At 73.8% G+C, this 13993-nt stretch carries 14 protein-coding genes; 3 read left to right on the forward strand and 11 right to left on the reverse strand.

Features of this window, described 5'->3' with window-relative positions; translation table 11 throughout:
- Nucleotides 1-1005: an LLM class flavin-dependent oxidoreductase gene (locus QFZ64_RS31275; protein ID WP_307070837.1), complete on the reverse strand. Its 1005-nt coding sequence runs from the start codon at nt 1003-1005 to the stop codon at nt 1-3.
- A 302-nt stretch (nt 1006-1307) separates the two neighbouring features.
- Nucleotides 1308-2681 (reverse strand): carbohydrate-binding protein, encoded by a 1374-nt coding sequence (locus tag QFZ64_RS31280; RefSeq protein WP_307070838.1) that lies wholly within the window; start codon nt 2679-2681, stop codon nt 1308-1310.
- 321 nt (nt 2682-3002) lie between these two features.
- On the opposite strand from QFZ64_RS31280, the gene QFZ64_RS31285 reads away from it, so the two are divergent.
- Nucleotides 3003-3242: a hypothetical protein gene (locus QFZ64_RS31285; RefSeq protein WP_307070839.1), complete on the forward strand. Its 240-nt coding sequence runs from the start codon at nt 3003-3005 to the stop codon at nt 3240-3242.
- Here QFZ64_RS31285 and QFZ64_RS31290 read toward each other — a convergent pair.
- From QFZ64_RS31290 to egtA, 7 genes are all read right to left on the reverse strand, one after another.
- Nucleotides 3214-4911, reverse strand: coding sequence for a HAMP domain-containing sensor histidine kinase (locus QFZ64_RS31290; protein ID WP_307070840.1), 1698 nt, complete (start codon nt 4909-4911; stop codon nt 3214-3216). The genes QFZ64_RS31285 and QFZ64_RS31290 overlap by 29 nt on opposite strands.
- Nucleotides 4908-5606 carry a response regulator transcription factor gene (locus QFZ64_RS31295; protein ID WP_307070841.1) on the reverse strand — a complete coding sequence of 233 codons (699 nt, stop codon included), beginning with the start codon at nt 5604-5606 and terminating at the stop codon, nt 4908-4910. The genes QFZ64_RS31290 and QFZ64_RS31295 overlap by 4 nt, the downstream gene beginning before the upstream one ends.
- A gap of 68 nt (nt 5607-5674) precedes the next feature.
- Nucleotides 5675-5890, reverse strand: a complete 216-nt coding sequence (locus tag QFZ64_RS31300) for a dodecin (protein WP_307070842.1) — start codon at nt 5888-5890, stop codon at nt 5675-5677.
- Nucleotides 5891-5989: 99 nt separating this feature from the next.
- The gene (gene egtD / locus QFZ64_RS31305; RefSeq protein WP_307070843.1) at nt 5990-6952 is read right to left on the reverse strand and encodes an L-histidine N(alpha)-methyltransferase; all 963 of its coding nucleotides are present in this window, start codon (nt 6950-6952) and stop codon (nt 5990-5992) included.
- Entirely contained in the window at nt 6949-7752 is an 804-nt protein-coding gene (gene egtC / locus QFZ64_RS31310; RefSeq protein ID WP_307070844.1) for an ergothioneine biosynthesis protein EgtC, read from the reverse strand. The genes egtD and egtC overlap by 4 nt, the downstream gene beginning before the upstream one ends.
- Nucleotides 7752-9167 (reverse strand): ergothioneine biosynthesis protein EgtB, encoded by a 1416-nt coding sequence (gene egtB / locus QFZ64_RS31315; RefSeq protein ID WP_307070845.1) that lies wholly within the window; start codon nt 9165-9167, stop codon nt 7752-7754. Before egtB ends, egtC begins: the two co-directional genes overlap by 1 nt.
- Nucleotides 9164-10489 (reverse strand): ergothioneine biosynthesis glutamate--cysteine ligase EgtA, encoded by a 1326-nt coding sequence (gene egtA, locus QFZ64_RS31320; protein WP_307070846.1) that lies wholly within the window; start codon nt 10487-10489, stop codon nt 9164-9166. Before egtA ends, egtB begins: the two co-directional genes overlap by 4 nt.
- Before the next feature lie 393 nt (nt 10490-10882).
- On the opposite strand from egtA, the gene QFZ64_RS31325 reads away from it, so the two are divergent.
- Nucleotides 10883-11809: a TIGR02452 family protein gene (locus QFZ64_RS31325; RefSeq protein ID WP_307071929.1), complete on the forward strand. Its 927-nt coding sequence runs from the start codon at nt 10883-10885 to the stop codon at nt 11807-11809.
- Here the strand turns inward: QFZ64_RS31325 and QFZ64_RS31330 are convergent.
- Complete coding sequence (locus QFZ64_RS31330; RefSeq protein ID WP_307070847.1) at nt 11794-12246, reverse strand: type II toxin-antitoxin system PemK/MazF family toxin; 453 nt, start codon at nt 12244-12246, stop codon at nt 11794-11796. The two genes, QFZ64_RS31325 and QFZ64_RS31330, sit on opposite strands and share 16 nt — an antisense overlap.
- Nucleotides 12247-12377: 131 nt before the next feature.
- On the opposite strand from QFZ64_RS31330, the gene QFZ64_RS31335 reads away from it, so the two are divergent.
- A complete protein-coding gene (locus QFZ64_RS31335) occupies nt 12378-13424 on the forward strand; it encodes a LacI family DNA-binding transcriptional regulator (protein ID WP_307070848.1) in 1047 nt (348 codons plus the stop codon).
- Nucleotides 13425-13575: 151 nt separating this feature from the next.
- Here QFZ64_RS31335 and trxA read toward each other — a convergent pair whose 3' ends face one another.
- Nucleotides 13576-13977, reverse strand: coding sequence for a thioredoxin (trxA, locus tag QFZ64_RS31340; RefSeq protein ID WP_307070849.1), 402 nt, complete (start codon nt 13975-13977; stop codon nt 13576-13578).
- Nucleotides 13978-13993: the final 16 nt, after the last annotated feature.

Consider the following 13993-nt stretch of genomic DNA (forward strand, 5'->3'; position numbering starts at 1 on the left):
TCAGGGGGCGGCGGGGGCGATCAACCCCACCGCCCGCGCCAGCCGCCCGTACGAATCCGTCAGTGCCGCGCGCCCGTACGTACTCGTCGTCACCAGCACCTCCTCCGCCCCCGTTTCTCCCACCACCCGCGCCAACTCCGCCGCGACCTCCTCCTCCGTCCCGGCGACATGCCCCCGCAACCCCGCCTCGTACAGCTCCCGTTCCTTCCCCGTCATGGCCCGCCCCTCCACCGTCTCCACCGCCGGCAGCGGCGGGAACGCCCCGTGCGTCCGGGCGTACGCCATCGACCACGCCTCCGGCTTCAACAGCCGCCGCGCCTCCTGTGCCGTACCGGCCACGGCCACCGTCCCGGAGATCACCACGTACGGCCGTTCCGCCCACACCGAGGGGCGGAACGCCGCCCGGTACTGCTCGATGCCCCGCAGCATCCGCTCCCGGTTCCGCAGGTCACCGATGACCATCGGCAGCCCCGCCCGCGCGGCGATCCGCGCCCCCTCGCCCATGGCGAGGACGAACGGAGGCACCGTCAGCCCCTCGGACGGGCGTGCGTGCACCCCGGTGGGGGAGGTGCCGCGGAACCAGCCGAGCAACTCCTCGAGCTGTCCGGCGAAATCGTCGGCCTCGTCCTTGCCCACGCCCAGTGCCCGCCGCACCCCGCCGGTGAAGCCGACCGAGCGGCCCAGCCCCATGTCGATCCGCCCGGGGAACAGCGACTCCAGCACCCCGAACTGCTCCGCCACCACCAGCGGCCGGTGGTTGGGCAGCATCACCCCGCCCGTGCCGACCCGGATCGTCCGGGTCGCCGCGGCGACGGCCGCCGCGAGCACGGTCGGCGCGGAACCGGCGACCCCGGGCACGCCGTGGTGCTCGGCGACCCAGAAGCGGTGGAAGCCGAGCCGTTCCGCCTCGCGCGCCAGCGCCACCGTGTCCCGCAGCGCCTCGCCCGCGTCGTGCCCCTCCCGGATCCGCGACCGGTCGAGCACGGAGAACCTGGTCCCTGCCATGACTGAGCTGCTCACCTACACGTCAACACCTCAGCCGACGCCCGATTCCCGGAGCGGGTGTTCTGTGGCACTGATATGTGAACGAGGTGATCGCGAAACCCCGGTGACAGCGTTCGGCCGGAACGGCGAACGCCGAGGCTCCGCCTCGCATGTCTCACGTGTGGCGGACGGGACGGCCGAAGAAGGCTGACATCACCGGGGCCCGACCGCCGCCGGGAGTGTGGTGGCCCCACCGGCACGCGGCCGGGGCCCGCCGCGCGGGCCCCGGCCGGTGGTGCGCGACGCCGTCGCGCCGCGCGGGGTCAGACCTTCTGCCACAGCGCCGGCGTCGTGGCCGGCTGCCACACGCTCTGCGCCTGGTGCGGCTGGAGGCACACGTACGTGACACCGCCGTACGTCACCTTCGCGCCCACGTCGTAGACCGCGCCCGCCGCCCAGGTGCCGGACTGCGGCTCCGGGGTGGTGTCCGGCGTCTGCGCCGTCGCCGTGTCGGTGGTGAGGGTCAGCCCGAAGGCGCTCAGCGCCGGGTTGACCGGCTGGTAGTACGTCGTCCCGCCGTTCGTGCAGTCGCCGGAGCCGCCGGAGGTGACGCCCTGCGCCTGGCTGCCGGAGACGTACGGGCCGCCGGAGTCGCCGGGCTCGGCGCACACCGTCGTCCGGGTCACCCCGTTCACCGTGCCCTCCGGGTAGGTCACGCTCGTGTCGTGCTGCTGGATGGTGCCGCAGTGCCAGCCCGTGGTGGAGCCCGAGCGGCAGACCGAGGCGCCCACCAGCGCCTCCACGGAGCCGGACACCGTCACGTTCGCGCCGCCCTCGCCCCTGACGTACGGAGTGGCGGTCCAGTCGTCGTTGGTGGCGACCCAGGAGTAGTCGTGGCCGGGGAACACCGAGTCCTGGAAGGTGCCCTGGTCCACCTGGTTGTACCCGGCCGTCGTGTCGCCCGCGCTCCCGCAGTGCCCGGCGGACACGAAGCCCTGCTGCTCGCCCTCGGTGACGGAGAACCCGACGGAGCAGCGGGCCTCGTCGTTGATGTAGTACGCGTCGCCGCCGACGATGTCGTACAGCGCGCGCGGCAGGTCCTTGGACACCGTCACCGCGACCCGGTGCCGGTCCACCTTGGCGGCCTTCAGCAGTTCGTCCGCCGCCGCCCTGCTGGTGGCCTGCACCGTCACCCGGTTGTTGACGATGTCGACGTAACGCACCGGCGTACGGCGTCCGCGCGCGGCGGTGGCGGCCTTGTCCAGCTTCTGCTTGACGTTCCGGAGATCGGCCAGTCTCACCTTGACCACCTTGGCGTCCGCGCCGCCCGCCTCGATGGCGGCGACGTCCGCCTTGTCCGTCGTGGCGACGGTCAGCCCGGCCGACGTCCTGCCGTGCACCCAGGCGCCGGCGAAGCGGTCGCCGAGCGCGTTGCGCAGCCGCCCGGCCCGGGTGCCCGCCTCCGCCTCGTTCGACAGCCGCCGCCGGGCCTCGGTCGCGGTCAGCCCCAGGTCGCGCCGCAGCGCGTGCAGGACCTCGGCCGACGGCCGGTCGGCCCCGAGGGTCCGCGCCGCCGAGGGGCCGTCGGCGGGCGGTAGGGACGAGGCGGTGGCCGTCGCCTGGGACGGGCTCGCCAGCACGAGCGAACCGAGCACGGTCAGGACGGCACAGCCTGCGCCGACGTGTCTACGGGCCATCAGGTGGTACTCCCTCAGCTTCGACGGATCTGGGAACCTCGCGGAACCTCTCGAAGCCGTAGACATTGCCGGAAATGCGGCAAATAATTCCGGTATTGACCCGTTCCGGGTGCAGTCGGCGGCAAACCGGCCGTTGTGTGATGAACACGCCCGCGTCTTTCGCCCGCACGGAGGACGGCAGGTCCGTCAGTTCGTCAGCCGACCGGGCCTGTTCTCCTCCGTCCGTGGGACGAGCGGGGTTTCCGTTCGCGTGTCGCGCGCTCGCCCTGCCAGCGTGGGCCCGCCCGGGGCGAGCGCCCCGGCAGGCGGAAGGAGTCGAAGGTGACGGTTGGTGAGTCCCGTACGGGGGTGCGTAGGGCGGTCGTCCTGGCCATGGGAGGCGGCCTCATGCTCCTCCCCGCCGGCACGGCGCACGCCGACGGCGGCATCGCCACGGGGTCGGCGGCCGGACGGGTGACCGAGGTGGCCTACCCGGTGGCGGAGACGGCGCTGCGGGAGGCTCCGCACATGCTGCCCGAGGAGGTGGCCCGGGTCAGGTCCGCTCCGTCAGCGGGATCCTGAGCGTGAACGTGGTCGCGCCGGGACCGCCCGTGACGTCGACGGTGCCGCCGTGCGCCTCGACCAGGGAACGGACGACCGCGAGCCCCAGCCCGCTGCCGCCGCGGTCGCGGGTACGGGCCTTGTCGACCCGGTAGAACCGGTCGAAGATCCGCCCCCGGTCGGCGGCGGGTATCCCGGGCCCGGCGTCGGTGACCCGGACGACCGCGGCGCCGCACCCGCCGGGCGAGACACCCGATACCCCGGTCGCCCCGGCCGCCCCGATTCCCCCGGTTCGCTCGGCTCCCTCCGAGCCCTGGGACGCGCCGGACCCGCCGGATCTGCCGGACGCGGCGAACCCGTCGGACGCGGCGGCCGGTGTCCGGGCGGACGCCCGGCGGAGGGCTTGGCGCGGCGCCGGGCGGAGCGCTTGGCGGGACGTCTGACGGGATGCCTGGCAGGGCACCGGTGCCGGTGCCCCCGCCGGTACCTCCGCCGGCGTCTCCACGGCCACCTCCACCGACACCTTCGTACCGGCCGGGGTGTGCACCGCCGCGTTGGCGAGCAGGTTGTCCACCACCTGGCGGATCCGCGCCGGGTCGAACCGCAGCAGCAGCTCGCCCGGCCCGGTCGTGACCGTCAGCGGACGGTCCGGGTGACTGGCACGGAACGCGTCCGCCGCCCGCCGCACCAGCTCCACCAGATCGGTCTCCTCCGGTCGCAGCGGCGCCTCCACCTCCGCCGCGTCCAGCCGGGCGAGCAGCAGCAGATCGTCCAGGAGCACCCCCATCCGGGCCGCCTCCGCGCGCAGCCGGGCCAGGTGCCGGTCCCGTTCCTCGGGGGAGTGGGCGGGCGCGTACTGGAACAGGTCCGCGTAGCCCCGTACCGACATCAGCGGGGTGCGCAGCTCGTGCGAGGCGTCCGCGACGAACCGCCGCAGCCGCCGCTCGGCCTCCGCGCGTACCACCAGCGAGTCGTCGATGTGCTCCAGCATCGTGTTGAACGCCGAGCGCAGCTCCTGGATCTCCGGGGCGCCGCTGCGGCCGTCGGCGCGCACCGGCAGCCGCCCCGAGTCGGTCAGGTCGTGCGAGGTGATGTCGTGCGCGGTCGCCGCGAGGTCGCTCAGCGGTCGCAGGCCGCGCCGCAGCACCGCCCGTCCGGCCACCACGAGGGCGACCAGCGCCGCCGCGAACGTCACCACCTGCACGGTGATCAGCCGCCGGGTGGTCGCCCGCACGTCCGCCAGCGGGGCGGCGCTGACCAGGACCACCCCGCGCTCCACCGAGCACGCCCGCAGCAGATACGCGCCCTCGCCGGGGATCTCCGCGGTCCGGGTCAGATGTTCGGAGCCCGAGGCCGGCTGCGCCTCGGCGACGGCCGCGAGCGCGCCGGTGGCGGCCGGCACGTCGGCGGGGCGGCGCAGCTCGGCGTGTCCGTCCTTCACCTCGTACACGGCGGTGTACCAGCCGTAGTAGGGGCGCCGCTCCACCGTGCCGTGCGCCTTCGCGTCCTTGGTCTGCACGATCTGCACGAGCTTCATCTGCTCGGCGAGCTGGCGTTCCTGGTACTGCCGCATGTACATCGTCAGCGCGGTGCCGACCACCGCGAACACCACGAGCGACAGCGCGCCCACCCCCAGTGCCAACCGGGTGCCGAGGCGCAGCTTCCACCGGGGCCGGGGCGGGCGCCTCACTCGGCGGCCCGCCGCGCCACGTACCCGACCCCGCGCACGGTGTGGATCAGGGGCACCGCGCCGCCGTCGGCCGCCTCCAGCTTGCGGCGCAGCCGGCTGACGACCAGTTCCACCACGTTGGACCGGCCGCCGAAGCCGTACTGCCAGACGTCGTCGAGGATCTGTGCCTTGGTCAGCACGGCGGGCGATCCGCGCAGCAGACAGCGCAGCACGTCGTACTCGGTGGGGGTCAGTGCGAGGAGCCGGTCGCCGCGCCGGACCTCCCGGGTGTCCTCGTCCATCGTCAGGTCCGCGACCCGCAGTACGGAGCGGGGACCGCCGGGGCCGAGGCTGCGGCGCAGTACCGTGCGCAGCCGGGCCATCAGCTCCTCCACGGCGAACGGTTTGACGAGGTAGTCGTCGCCGCCCCGGGTGAGTCCGGCGACGCGGTCGGCGACACCGTCGCGGGCGGTGAGGAAGACGACGGGGACGCCCATGCCGGCGCCGCGCAGCCGGTCCAGCACACCGAAGCCGTCGATGCCGGGGAGCATCAGGTCCAGTACGACGATGTCCGGCCGGAACGCGGCGGCGCGGGTCAGCGCCTCCTCGCCGGAGTACGCGGTGACCGCCTCCCAGCCCTCGTAACGGGCGACGGTGGCCACGAGATCGGCGATGGGGGGATCGTCGTCGACGACGAGCAGCCGAACGGGGTTCACGCCCCCCATTCTGCGGTACGCCGGACGGGGGCGGGCGCCGGGTGTCTGCCGCCGCCCCCGCGCGGGCCCTACTCCTCGCCGTCGAGCCTGAAGCCCACCTTCAGGCCGACCTGGTAGTGCTCGATCTCGCCGTTCTCGATGTGGCCCCGGACCTGGGTCACCTCGAACCAGTCCAGGTTGCGCAGCGTCTGGGACGCCCGCGAGATGCCCTTGCGGATCGCGTCGTCGACGCCCTCCGTCGAGGTGCCGACGATCTCGGTCACGCGGTACACGTTGTCGGACATGTGCGATGCCTCTCTCCACGGTGACGGTTGCGCGCACGCATGCGTCACTCCACCGTGCCGCAGGCGGCGCCACCCCGCGAGGCGGCGCCGCCGCACCGGTCAGCGGACCGTGCTGAGCGAGAGCGCGAACCTCCCGCCGCGGTCCGTCCACCAGTGACCGAGCTCCAGCCCGGCAGCGGCCAGCTCCCCGCGTACCCCGTCCGCGCGGAACTTCGCCGAGACCTCCGTGCGCAGTTCCTCGCCTGCCGCGAAGTCGACGGCCAGGCCGAGCGCGCGGATCTTCACGGTCTGGGCCGTGCGCGACCGCAGCCGCATCTCGATCCACTCCTGGGCGGCGTCCCACCGGGCGACGTGCTCGAACGCGTCGGGGTCGAAGTCGCCGCCGAGTTCGCGGTTGACCACGTTCAGCACGTTCTTGTTGAACGCGGCCGTCACGCCCGCCGCGTCGTCGTACGCCGCGACGAGCACCGACTCGTCCTTGACCAGGTCCGTGCCGAGCAGCAGCGTGTCGCCGGGCGCCAGCAGGGCCCGTACGGAGGCGAGGAACACGGCCCGCTCCCCGGGCACCAGATTGCCGACGGTGCCGCCGAGGAACGCCACCAGCCGGGGTCCGGGGGTGTCCGGCAGGGTGAGGGAGGTGGTGAAGTCGGCGAGCAGCGCGTGCACGTCGAGCCCCGGGTACTCCTCGGCCAGCGCGTGGCCCGCCCGGCGCAGGGCGCTGTCGCTGACGTCGACGGGCACGTAGGTGCGCAGCCCGGTCATGGCGTCCAGCAGGTGCCGGGTCTTCTCGGAGGACCCGGAGCCCAGTTCGACGAGCGTGCGCGCGCCGGCCGCGGCGGCGATCTCGCCCGAGCGGGCCCGGAGGATCTCCCGCTCGGCGCGCGTGGGGTAGTACTCGGGCAGTTCGGTGATCTTTTCGAACAGTTCGCTGCCGTGGGCGTCGTAGAACCACTTCGGCGGCAGGGTCTTGGGGGTGCCGGTGAGGCCGCGGCGTACGTCGGTGCGCAGCGCGGTCTCGGTGGCGCCCTCGGGGAGGGTGCGGGTGAGAAGGAACGGGCTCACGTACGGGGCTCCTTCGGTGGTGCGGTGGGTGCGGACGGCACCGGGCCGGGCTCGGGCTCCTTCAGGGGCGTGAGCAGGACGTCGGTGCGGCTCGCGGCGAGCAGGGTGCGGTCGGGGACCTCGTGCCAGTGCGGGTCGTCGTCGTACGGCTCGGAGGCGACGACCGTGCGGCGGCCGGGTTCGGTCAGGTACCAGAGCGTGTCGCCCCAGGCGGTGGCGACGATCGTGTCGCCGTCGGTGAGCAGCAGATTGAGCCGGGAGCCGGGGGCCGCCGCGGCGACCTCCAGGACCGTGTCGGCCAGCGCCTGGCCCGGCTCGTCGCCGCCGCGCAGCCGGTTCAGCACGAGCGCCCAGACCAGCGCGGAGTCGTTGCGCGCCTCCAGGGCGAGCACCTCCTCGGCCGGCAGGGCGCGCGCGAGTCCGGCGAGGGAGCCGGGCCAGCCGGTGACGGCCCCGTTGTGGCTGAACAGCCAACGGTCTGCGGCGAACGGTGCCGCCGCGGCCTCCGCGTCGGCACCCGAGAGGGTGGCGTCCCGGACGGCGGCGAGCACCGCGCCCGAGCGCACCACGCGTGCGAGGTCCGCGAACGACAGGTCGGCCCAGATCGGTCCGGCCCGCCGGTAACGGGCCGGCACCGGGTCGCCTCCGGCGTACCAGCCGATGCCGAAACCGTCGGCGTTGACCGTCCCGTACCGCTGCCGGCGGGGCGCCCACGACTGCCGGTACAGACCGTGCGGCGGCACTGTCAGCAGCGCGCCCAGCGGCTGGGTCGGACCGAGATACGCCACGTGGCGGCACATCAGGCGGCGTCCGGGGCGGCGTCGCGGGCGGTGCGGAAGCCGGAGAAGATCTGCCGCCGGATCGGATAGTCCCAGTTGCGGAAGGTGCCCCGGCAGGCCACCGGGTCCACGGCGAACGAACCGCCGCGCAGTACCTTGTACTCGGGGCCGAAGAAGACCTCCGAGTACTCCTTGTACGGGAACGCCCGGAAGCCCGGGTACGGGGCGAGGTCGCTCGACGTCCACTCCCACACGTCACCGATCAACTGCCGTACGCCGAGCGGGGATTCCCCCTCCGGGTAGCTGCCGGCCGGGGCGGGGCGCAGATGGTGCTGGCCCAGGTTGGCGTGGGCCGGGCCCGGGTCGGCGTCGCCCCACGGGTAGCGCCGGGAGCGGCCGGTGGCCGGGTCGAAGCGGGCGGCCTTCTCCCACTCGGCCTCGGTGGGCAGCCGCCGCCCGGCCCAGCGGGCGTACGCGTCCGCCTCGTACCAGCTCACGTGCAGCACCGGCTCGTCCGGCGGGACGGCCTCGGTCACGCCGAACCGCCGCCGCAGCCACTGCGCGTCCTCACGGCGCCAGAACTGCGGTGCCCGGATGGTGTGGGTGCGGATGTGCGCCCAGCCCGCCGGGTCCCACCAGCGCGCGTCGTCGTAGCCGCCGTCGGCCATGAACTCCTGGTAGGCGCCGTTGGTGACGGGCACGGTGTCGATGTGGAAGGCGGCCACTTCGCGTCGGTGCGCGGGCCGTTCGTTGTCCAGCGACCAGGGCTCGGTCGACGTCCCCATGGTGAACGGACCCCCGGGGACCAGGACTTCGGCCGGACCCCTGTACGGCGGCACCGGCGCCGGATCCGGTGCGGTGAGCGCCTGCGGGCCCGTGCGGAGTTGGTGGGTGATGAGCATGGTCTCGTCGTGCTGCTGCTCGTGCTGGGCGATCATGCCGAAGGCGAAACCGGCCTCCGTCAGTGCCCGGCCGCCCTGGAAGGCGGTGCTCTCCAGCACGTCCAGCGCCCGGCCGCGCACCTCGGCGGCGTAGCGGCGGGCCTCGGCGGGCGGGAGCAGCGGCAGCGACGGCCGTGCGGCGCGCGGGTGCTCGAACGCGTCGTACAGGCCGTCGATCTCCGGCCGCATCGCCTCGCGCCCGGCCACCGTGCGCAGCAGCCAGAGTTCCTCCTGGTTGCCTATGTGCGCGAGGTCCCAGACCAGGGGGGACATCAGCGGCGAGTGCTGGGCGAGCAGATCGGGTTCCTCGACGCACTCGGTGAGGAGCGCGGTGCGCTCGCGCGCGGTGGTCAGGGCCTCCAGGGCGCGGGTCCGCAGGGCCTCGGGGTCGGTGGGCGCGGTGGTGTCGGTCGTGCCAGTGGTTCTGGTCGTGCCGGTGGGGCCGGTCGCGCCGGTGGTGCGGGGGGTCGGTGTCGGGGAGGCGGACTCGGTCATGTGCGCGGTTCCTTCCCGTGGTGCGGCGCGTGAGGTGCGTGCGGCGCGTGAGGTGCGTGCGGTGCGTGCGCCAGGAGATCGTCGGCGGGGCAGCGGCCCCGGGCCACATAGCGTTCGGTGAACTCGGCGACGGCCGCTTGTACGCCGTCGTCGGCGCCGAGCCGGGGCAGCGCCTCGGCGGCGGCGGCGAAGCAGACGGCAGCGGCCTCGCGCAGCTCCGGATCGGTCAGGCCCTCGCGGGCGGCGGTCGTCCACAGCGGGTTGCGTGGGGCGGCGCGCGCGTTCGTGCGCTCGGCGAGAGGCTTGACCGTGCGGTAGGCGGTCTCGGCGGCCTCCGGGTCGTCGAAGAGGGCCGTCGTCACCGCCAGCGGCACGATCCAGCCGTCCGGGCCGGGCTGGGCGTCGATCATCCGCAACTCCAGATGACCGCGCGGCCGCACCGGCGGGAACAGGGTGGTGAGGTGGTAGTCCAGGTCGGCACGTGTGGGACCTTCGGCCGACCGGGTCCACTCCCGGAAGGTCAGGCCCTCCGGCACGTCCCAGGGACCGTCGTCCCGGCGCACGCACATCACGGGCGCGTCCAGCACCCGTTCGGCCCACGCGCCCCGGGGATCGGGGCCGAGCGGCGGGGCGCCGCTGCGGCCCGGGTCCAGCGCGGTCCACAGGTACTGCCGGGTCGAGCGCCAGCCCGTGGGGCGGCCGCGGGCCACGGGGGAGTGCGCGAACGCGGCGACCAGCACCGCGCCCAGCGTGTGCGCCAGCCACCAACGCCGGCCGTGGCCGAGCGGGCCCGGCTCCTCGTACCCGGCGTCCAGGCACACCTGGACGGAGGCGGAGGAGCACATCATGGCGCGGCCCTCGGGACCGGTGCGGTCCAGACAGGCCTCCATGGCGTCGTAGCGGGGCTGCCGGAGGTAGCGGGTGGGGGGATTCCACGGGTCGTGACCGCAGCCGTACAGGCCGAGGCCGTCCGCGCGCAGGGCGGCGCGGACCGTGTCGAGATCGGCGGAGACGGACCGTACGCACTCCATCAGGGAGTCGGCGGGAGCGGAACTCAGCTCCAGCTGGCCGCCGGGTTCGACGGTGAGCGCCGAACTCAGGGGCAGGGTCCGCAGTGCGGCATATGCCGCGTCGAGACGTGTCTGTGTGACGGGAAGCCGTGGTCGCAGCGGCTCGTGGACGAGCCATTCCAGTTCGACACCGAGGCGGCGGGGCGGGCCGGTCTTGAAGCAGATGCCTCGTACCAGCGCCTCCACGTCTGCCTCGGTGAGCGCGGAGCGGTCCTCCGCACCGTCTTTACAGTCGCTCACCGTATCGGACATGTCGGGATCCTCCTGAGATTCCATTCATGCCGTCGGACCGGTGCCGGTTGGGCCGGGCCGACAACGCTCGTCCCACCCAAACCCCTCGACGCCGTTCGCACAAGGGGGCGATTCGGTACGTAGGGGACTCCTTTCGGGATCGGCGAGGTGAGGTTTCGGCCACCCGGCGGCCGTTCGCGAGTTGTTCGCCGGCCGTCCGGACATCGTTTCCGCCAGCCGTCCGCCAGGCGCTCGGCAGCCGTCCGCCAGGCGTTCGAAGCAGGAAATTCCGTTGCCGCTCAGCACCAGCATCACCCACGATGCGTGCATGAGCACGACGGGGAGGCGCGCCCGAGGGGGCGTGCGGGGATGTCGCACGTGGCGCACGCTCACGGCGCCCACGGGGGTGGCGCCGTGAGCGCGCGGCTGCGTGGCCTCGCGCGGGAGACGCAGGAGATCGTCGACCGGGGCGGGTACCGGGCACCCGGGGGCCACGAGGTGTCGCTGGCCGCGGCGGTCGAGGCCGCGCGGACGGGGACGCGGATGCACGGGCCGGAGCCGGTGCGGTGCGGCGGGGGAGAGGGCGCGGAGGTCGAGCGGGGCGGACGGCACGCCTCGGCGTCTGCGGCCGTGGAAGTCACCGGGGAGAGCAGCCTGGAGGCCGCGCGGCGGCTCGCGCGGGCCGCAGACGCCTCCGACGGCCAGGTCGCCGTACTGAATTTCGCCTCGGCCCGCAACCCGGGCGGCGGCTTCCTCAACGGCGCCCAGGCCCAGGAGGAGGCGCTGTGCCGTTCCTCGGCGCTGTACGCCTGCCTGCGGGAGGTCCGCGCGTTCTACGACCACCACCGCGAGCACCGCGACCCGCTCTACACCCACCGGGTCATCCACTCGCCCGGGGTCCCCGTCTTCCGCGACGACGGGGGCCGACTGCTCGACGAGCCGTACCGCGTCGCGTTCCTCACCGCGGCGGCGCCCAACGCGGGCGTGCTGCTGAGTCGCGCGCCGGAGCGCGCCGCCGAGCTGCCGCGCGCCCTCGCGGTGCGGGCCGAGCGGGTCCTGGAGGTGGCCGCCCTGCACGGACACCGCCGGCTGGTCCTGGGCGCGTGGGGCTGCGGTGTGTTCCGCAACGACCCGGCCCAGGTGGCCGCCGCGTTCCGGGCACTCCTCGTGGACGAGGGCGCCGGTGGCCGGTTCGCGCACCGGTTCGACCAGGTCGTGTTCGCGGTCCTGGACCGTACGAAGGGCGCGCCGGTCCGTGACGCGTTCGCGCGTACGTTCGCGACGGCGACGGCCACGGGGGCGAGCGCGGTGCGGCGCGGGGGCGCTCAGCGCCAGCCGTAGCGCTCCCGCAGCCGGTGCACCACGGAGTTGAACCGCATCCGGTCCAGCGCGCACGCCTCGCGCCGCATGCCCTCCTCGTGCAGCCGCAACACCCGGTCCACGTCGACCCACGAGTCCCGCCCGGAGCGGTCCCACGGCCCGCTCCCGATCGCCACCCACTCCCGGTCCCCGTCGTGCCGCTTGCTGGAGAGCTGCACCGCGAGCAGTGTCCCGCCCGGCTCACGTGCGACGACGAGAACGGGGCGGTCCTTCCCCCGCCCGTCGTTCTCCTCGAAGGGGACCCAGGTCCAGACGATCTCCCCGGGGTCCGGGTCGCCGTCGTGCGCGGGTGAGTACTCGGTCCGTACGGGGCCCACCCGGCGGGGGTCCGCCTCGGTGGTGGCGGAGGGGCCGTAGCGGCCGGGTACGGGTACGTCCTGATCGGTGAAGGCAGTCACGGGCACACGGTAACCTCCCCGGCGCGCGACACACCGTCAGCCCCTGTTCGAACGCGCGTCCACCAGCGCGAACGTCCTTTCCTGCGCGGGAAGTTCACCCGCTCCCCGCTTGTTCGCGGCCTTCTGGAAAAATGACGTACGTCATGGTGCACATACCCGACCGGTCCACCGTCCCGTCGCCCGCCCCACGTTCCGTGCCGACGAGCGCGGATGTGGCGCGCCTGGCGGGAGTGTCCCGGGCCACCGTCTCCTATGTCCTGAACAACACCAGTGCCGTACGGATCAGCGAACCCACCCGCCGACGCGTCCGTGAGGCCGCCGAGGAACTGGGTTACGTACCGCACGCCGCCGCCCGCAGCCTGCGCGCCGGCCACAGCCGCATGGTGCTCATGCCCGCCCCCGAGGTCCCCGTCGGACCGCTGTACAGCCAGTTCATCAACGAATTGCAGTGGGCGCTGGGCCGCCTGGACTACACCGTGGTCCAGTACGGCCAGGTCGGCCTGCGGGGCGACGAGGCGGCGCGCGCCTGGGCCGAACTGCGCCCGGTGGCGGTACTGCTGCCGGGCGGCGGGCTCGGCCCGCAGGGCGTCGCCGTGCTGAAACGGTCCGGTGCCCGCGCGGTGGTGACGATGGGGGGCGAGCGCATCGAGGGCGCGCACGCGCTCTTCATGAACCACGCGGAGGTCGGCCGCAGCGCCGGCCTCCACCTGTATGCGCGCGGCCGGCGCCGCATCGGGGTGGTGATGCCCGAGGAGCCGGGACTGGAGGCCTTCTCCAACCCCAGACTGCGGGGCGTACGGCAGGCGGTGGAGGGCACGGACGCGACCGTCACGGTCCTGCCGCTCTCGTACGAGGAGGAATCCGCCGCCGAACTGGCCGCCCGCTGGAGCGAGTTGAATCTCGACTCGGTGTTCGCCTACAACGACGAGTACGCCATGCTGCTGATGCGGGCGCTTCAGGACAACGGTGTCGCGATCCCCGACGACACGGCGGTCGTCGGGGCCGACGACCTCATGCTCGGCCGTCTCCTGCGCCCCCGCCTCACCACGGTCCATCTGGAGCTGCCGTCCGGCCGCACCCTGGCCGAACTCGTGGACCACGCGGTCCAGAACGACACGGCCCCACCCGAGGTGCGACAGGTCCTGGGCGCCCATGTCATCCCGAGGGACACGAGCTGAGGGACCGCGCGGCGTGCGGGGCCCCGACGCTCGGGGACCCCGCCACCATGGGAGTCCCGCCACCATGGCCGACCCGACCCGACCCGCGCCCCGCGCGCCCGCAGTGATGCGAGGCGAGGGGCTCGGGCTGGTCGGGTCGGGTCGCGGGAACTTACGCGCCCGCCTCCGGCTCACCCGCGTCGGCCTGCGCCTGCTGCTCGGCCACGGCCTTGCGCACCTCTTCCATGTCCAGGTTCCGCGCCTGCCCGATCACGTCCGTCAGCGCGGCCTCCGGCAGCGCGCCCGGCTGAGCGAACACCGCGACCCGGTCCCGCACGATCATCAGCGTGGGGATCGACTGAATCCCGAACGCCTGCGCGAGCTCCGGCTGGGCCTCCGTGTCCACCTTGCCGAACACCAGGTCGGGGTTCTCCTCCGCGGCCTTCTCGTACACCGGGGCGAACTGACGGCACGGCCCGCACCAGGACGCCCAGAAGTCGATCAGGACGAAGTCGTTGTCCGTGACCGTCTGGTCGAAGTTGTCTTTGGTGAGCTCCACGGTGCTGTTGCTCATGGGGTCTGACCTCTTC

It is taken from the genome of Streptomyces sp. B3I8 (assembly GCF_030816915.1).
Classification (GTDB): Bacteria; Actinomycetota; Actinomycetes; order Streptomycetales; family Streptomycetaceae; genus Streptomyces.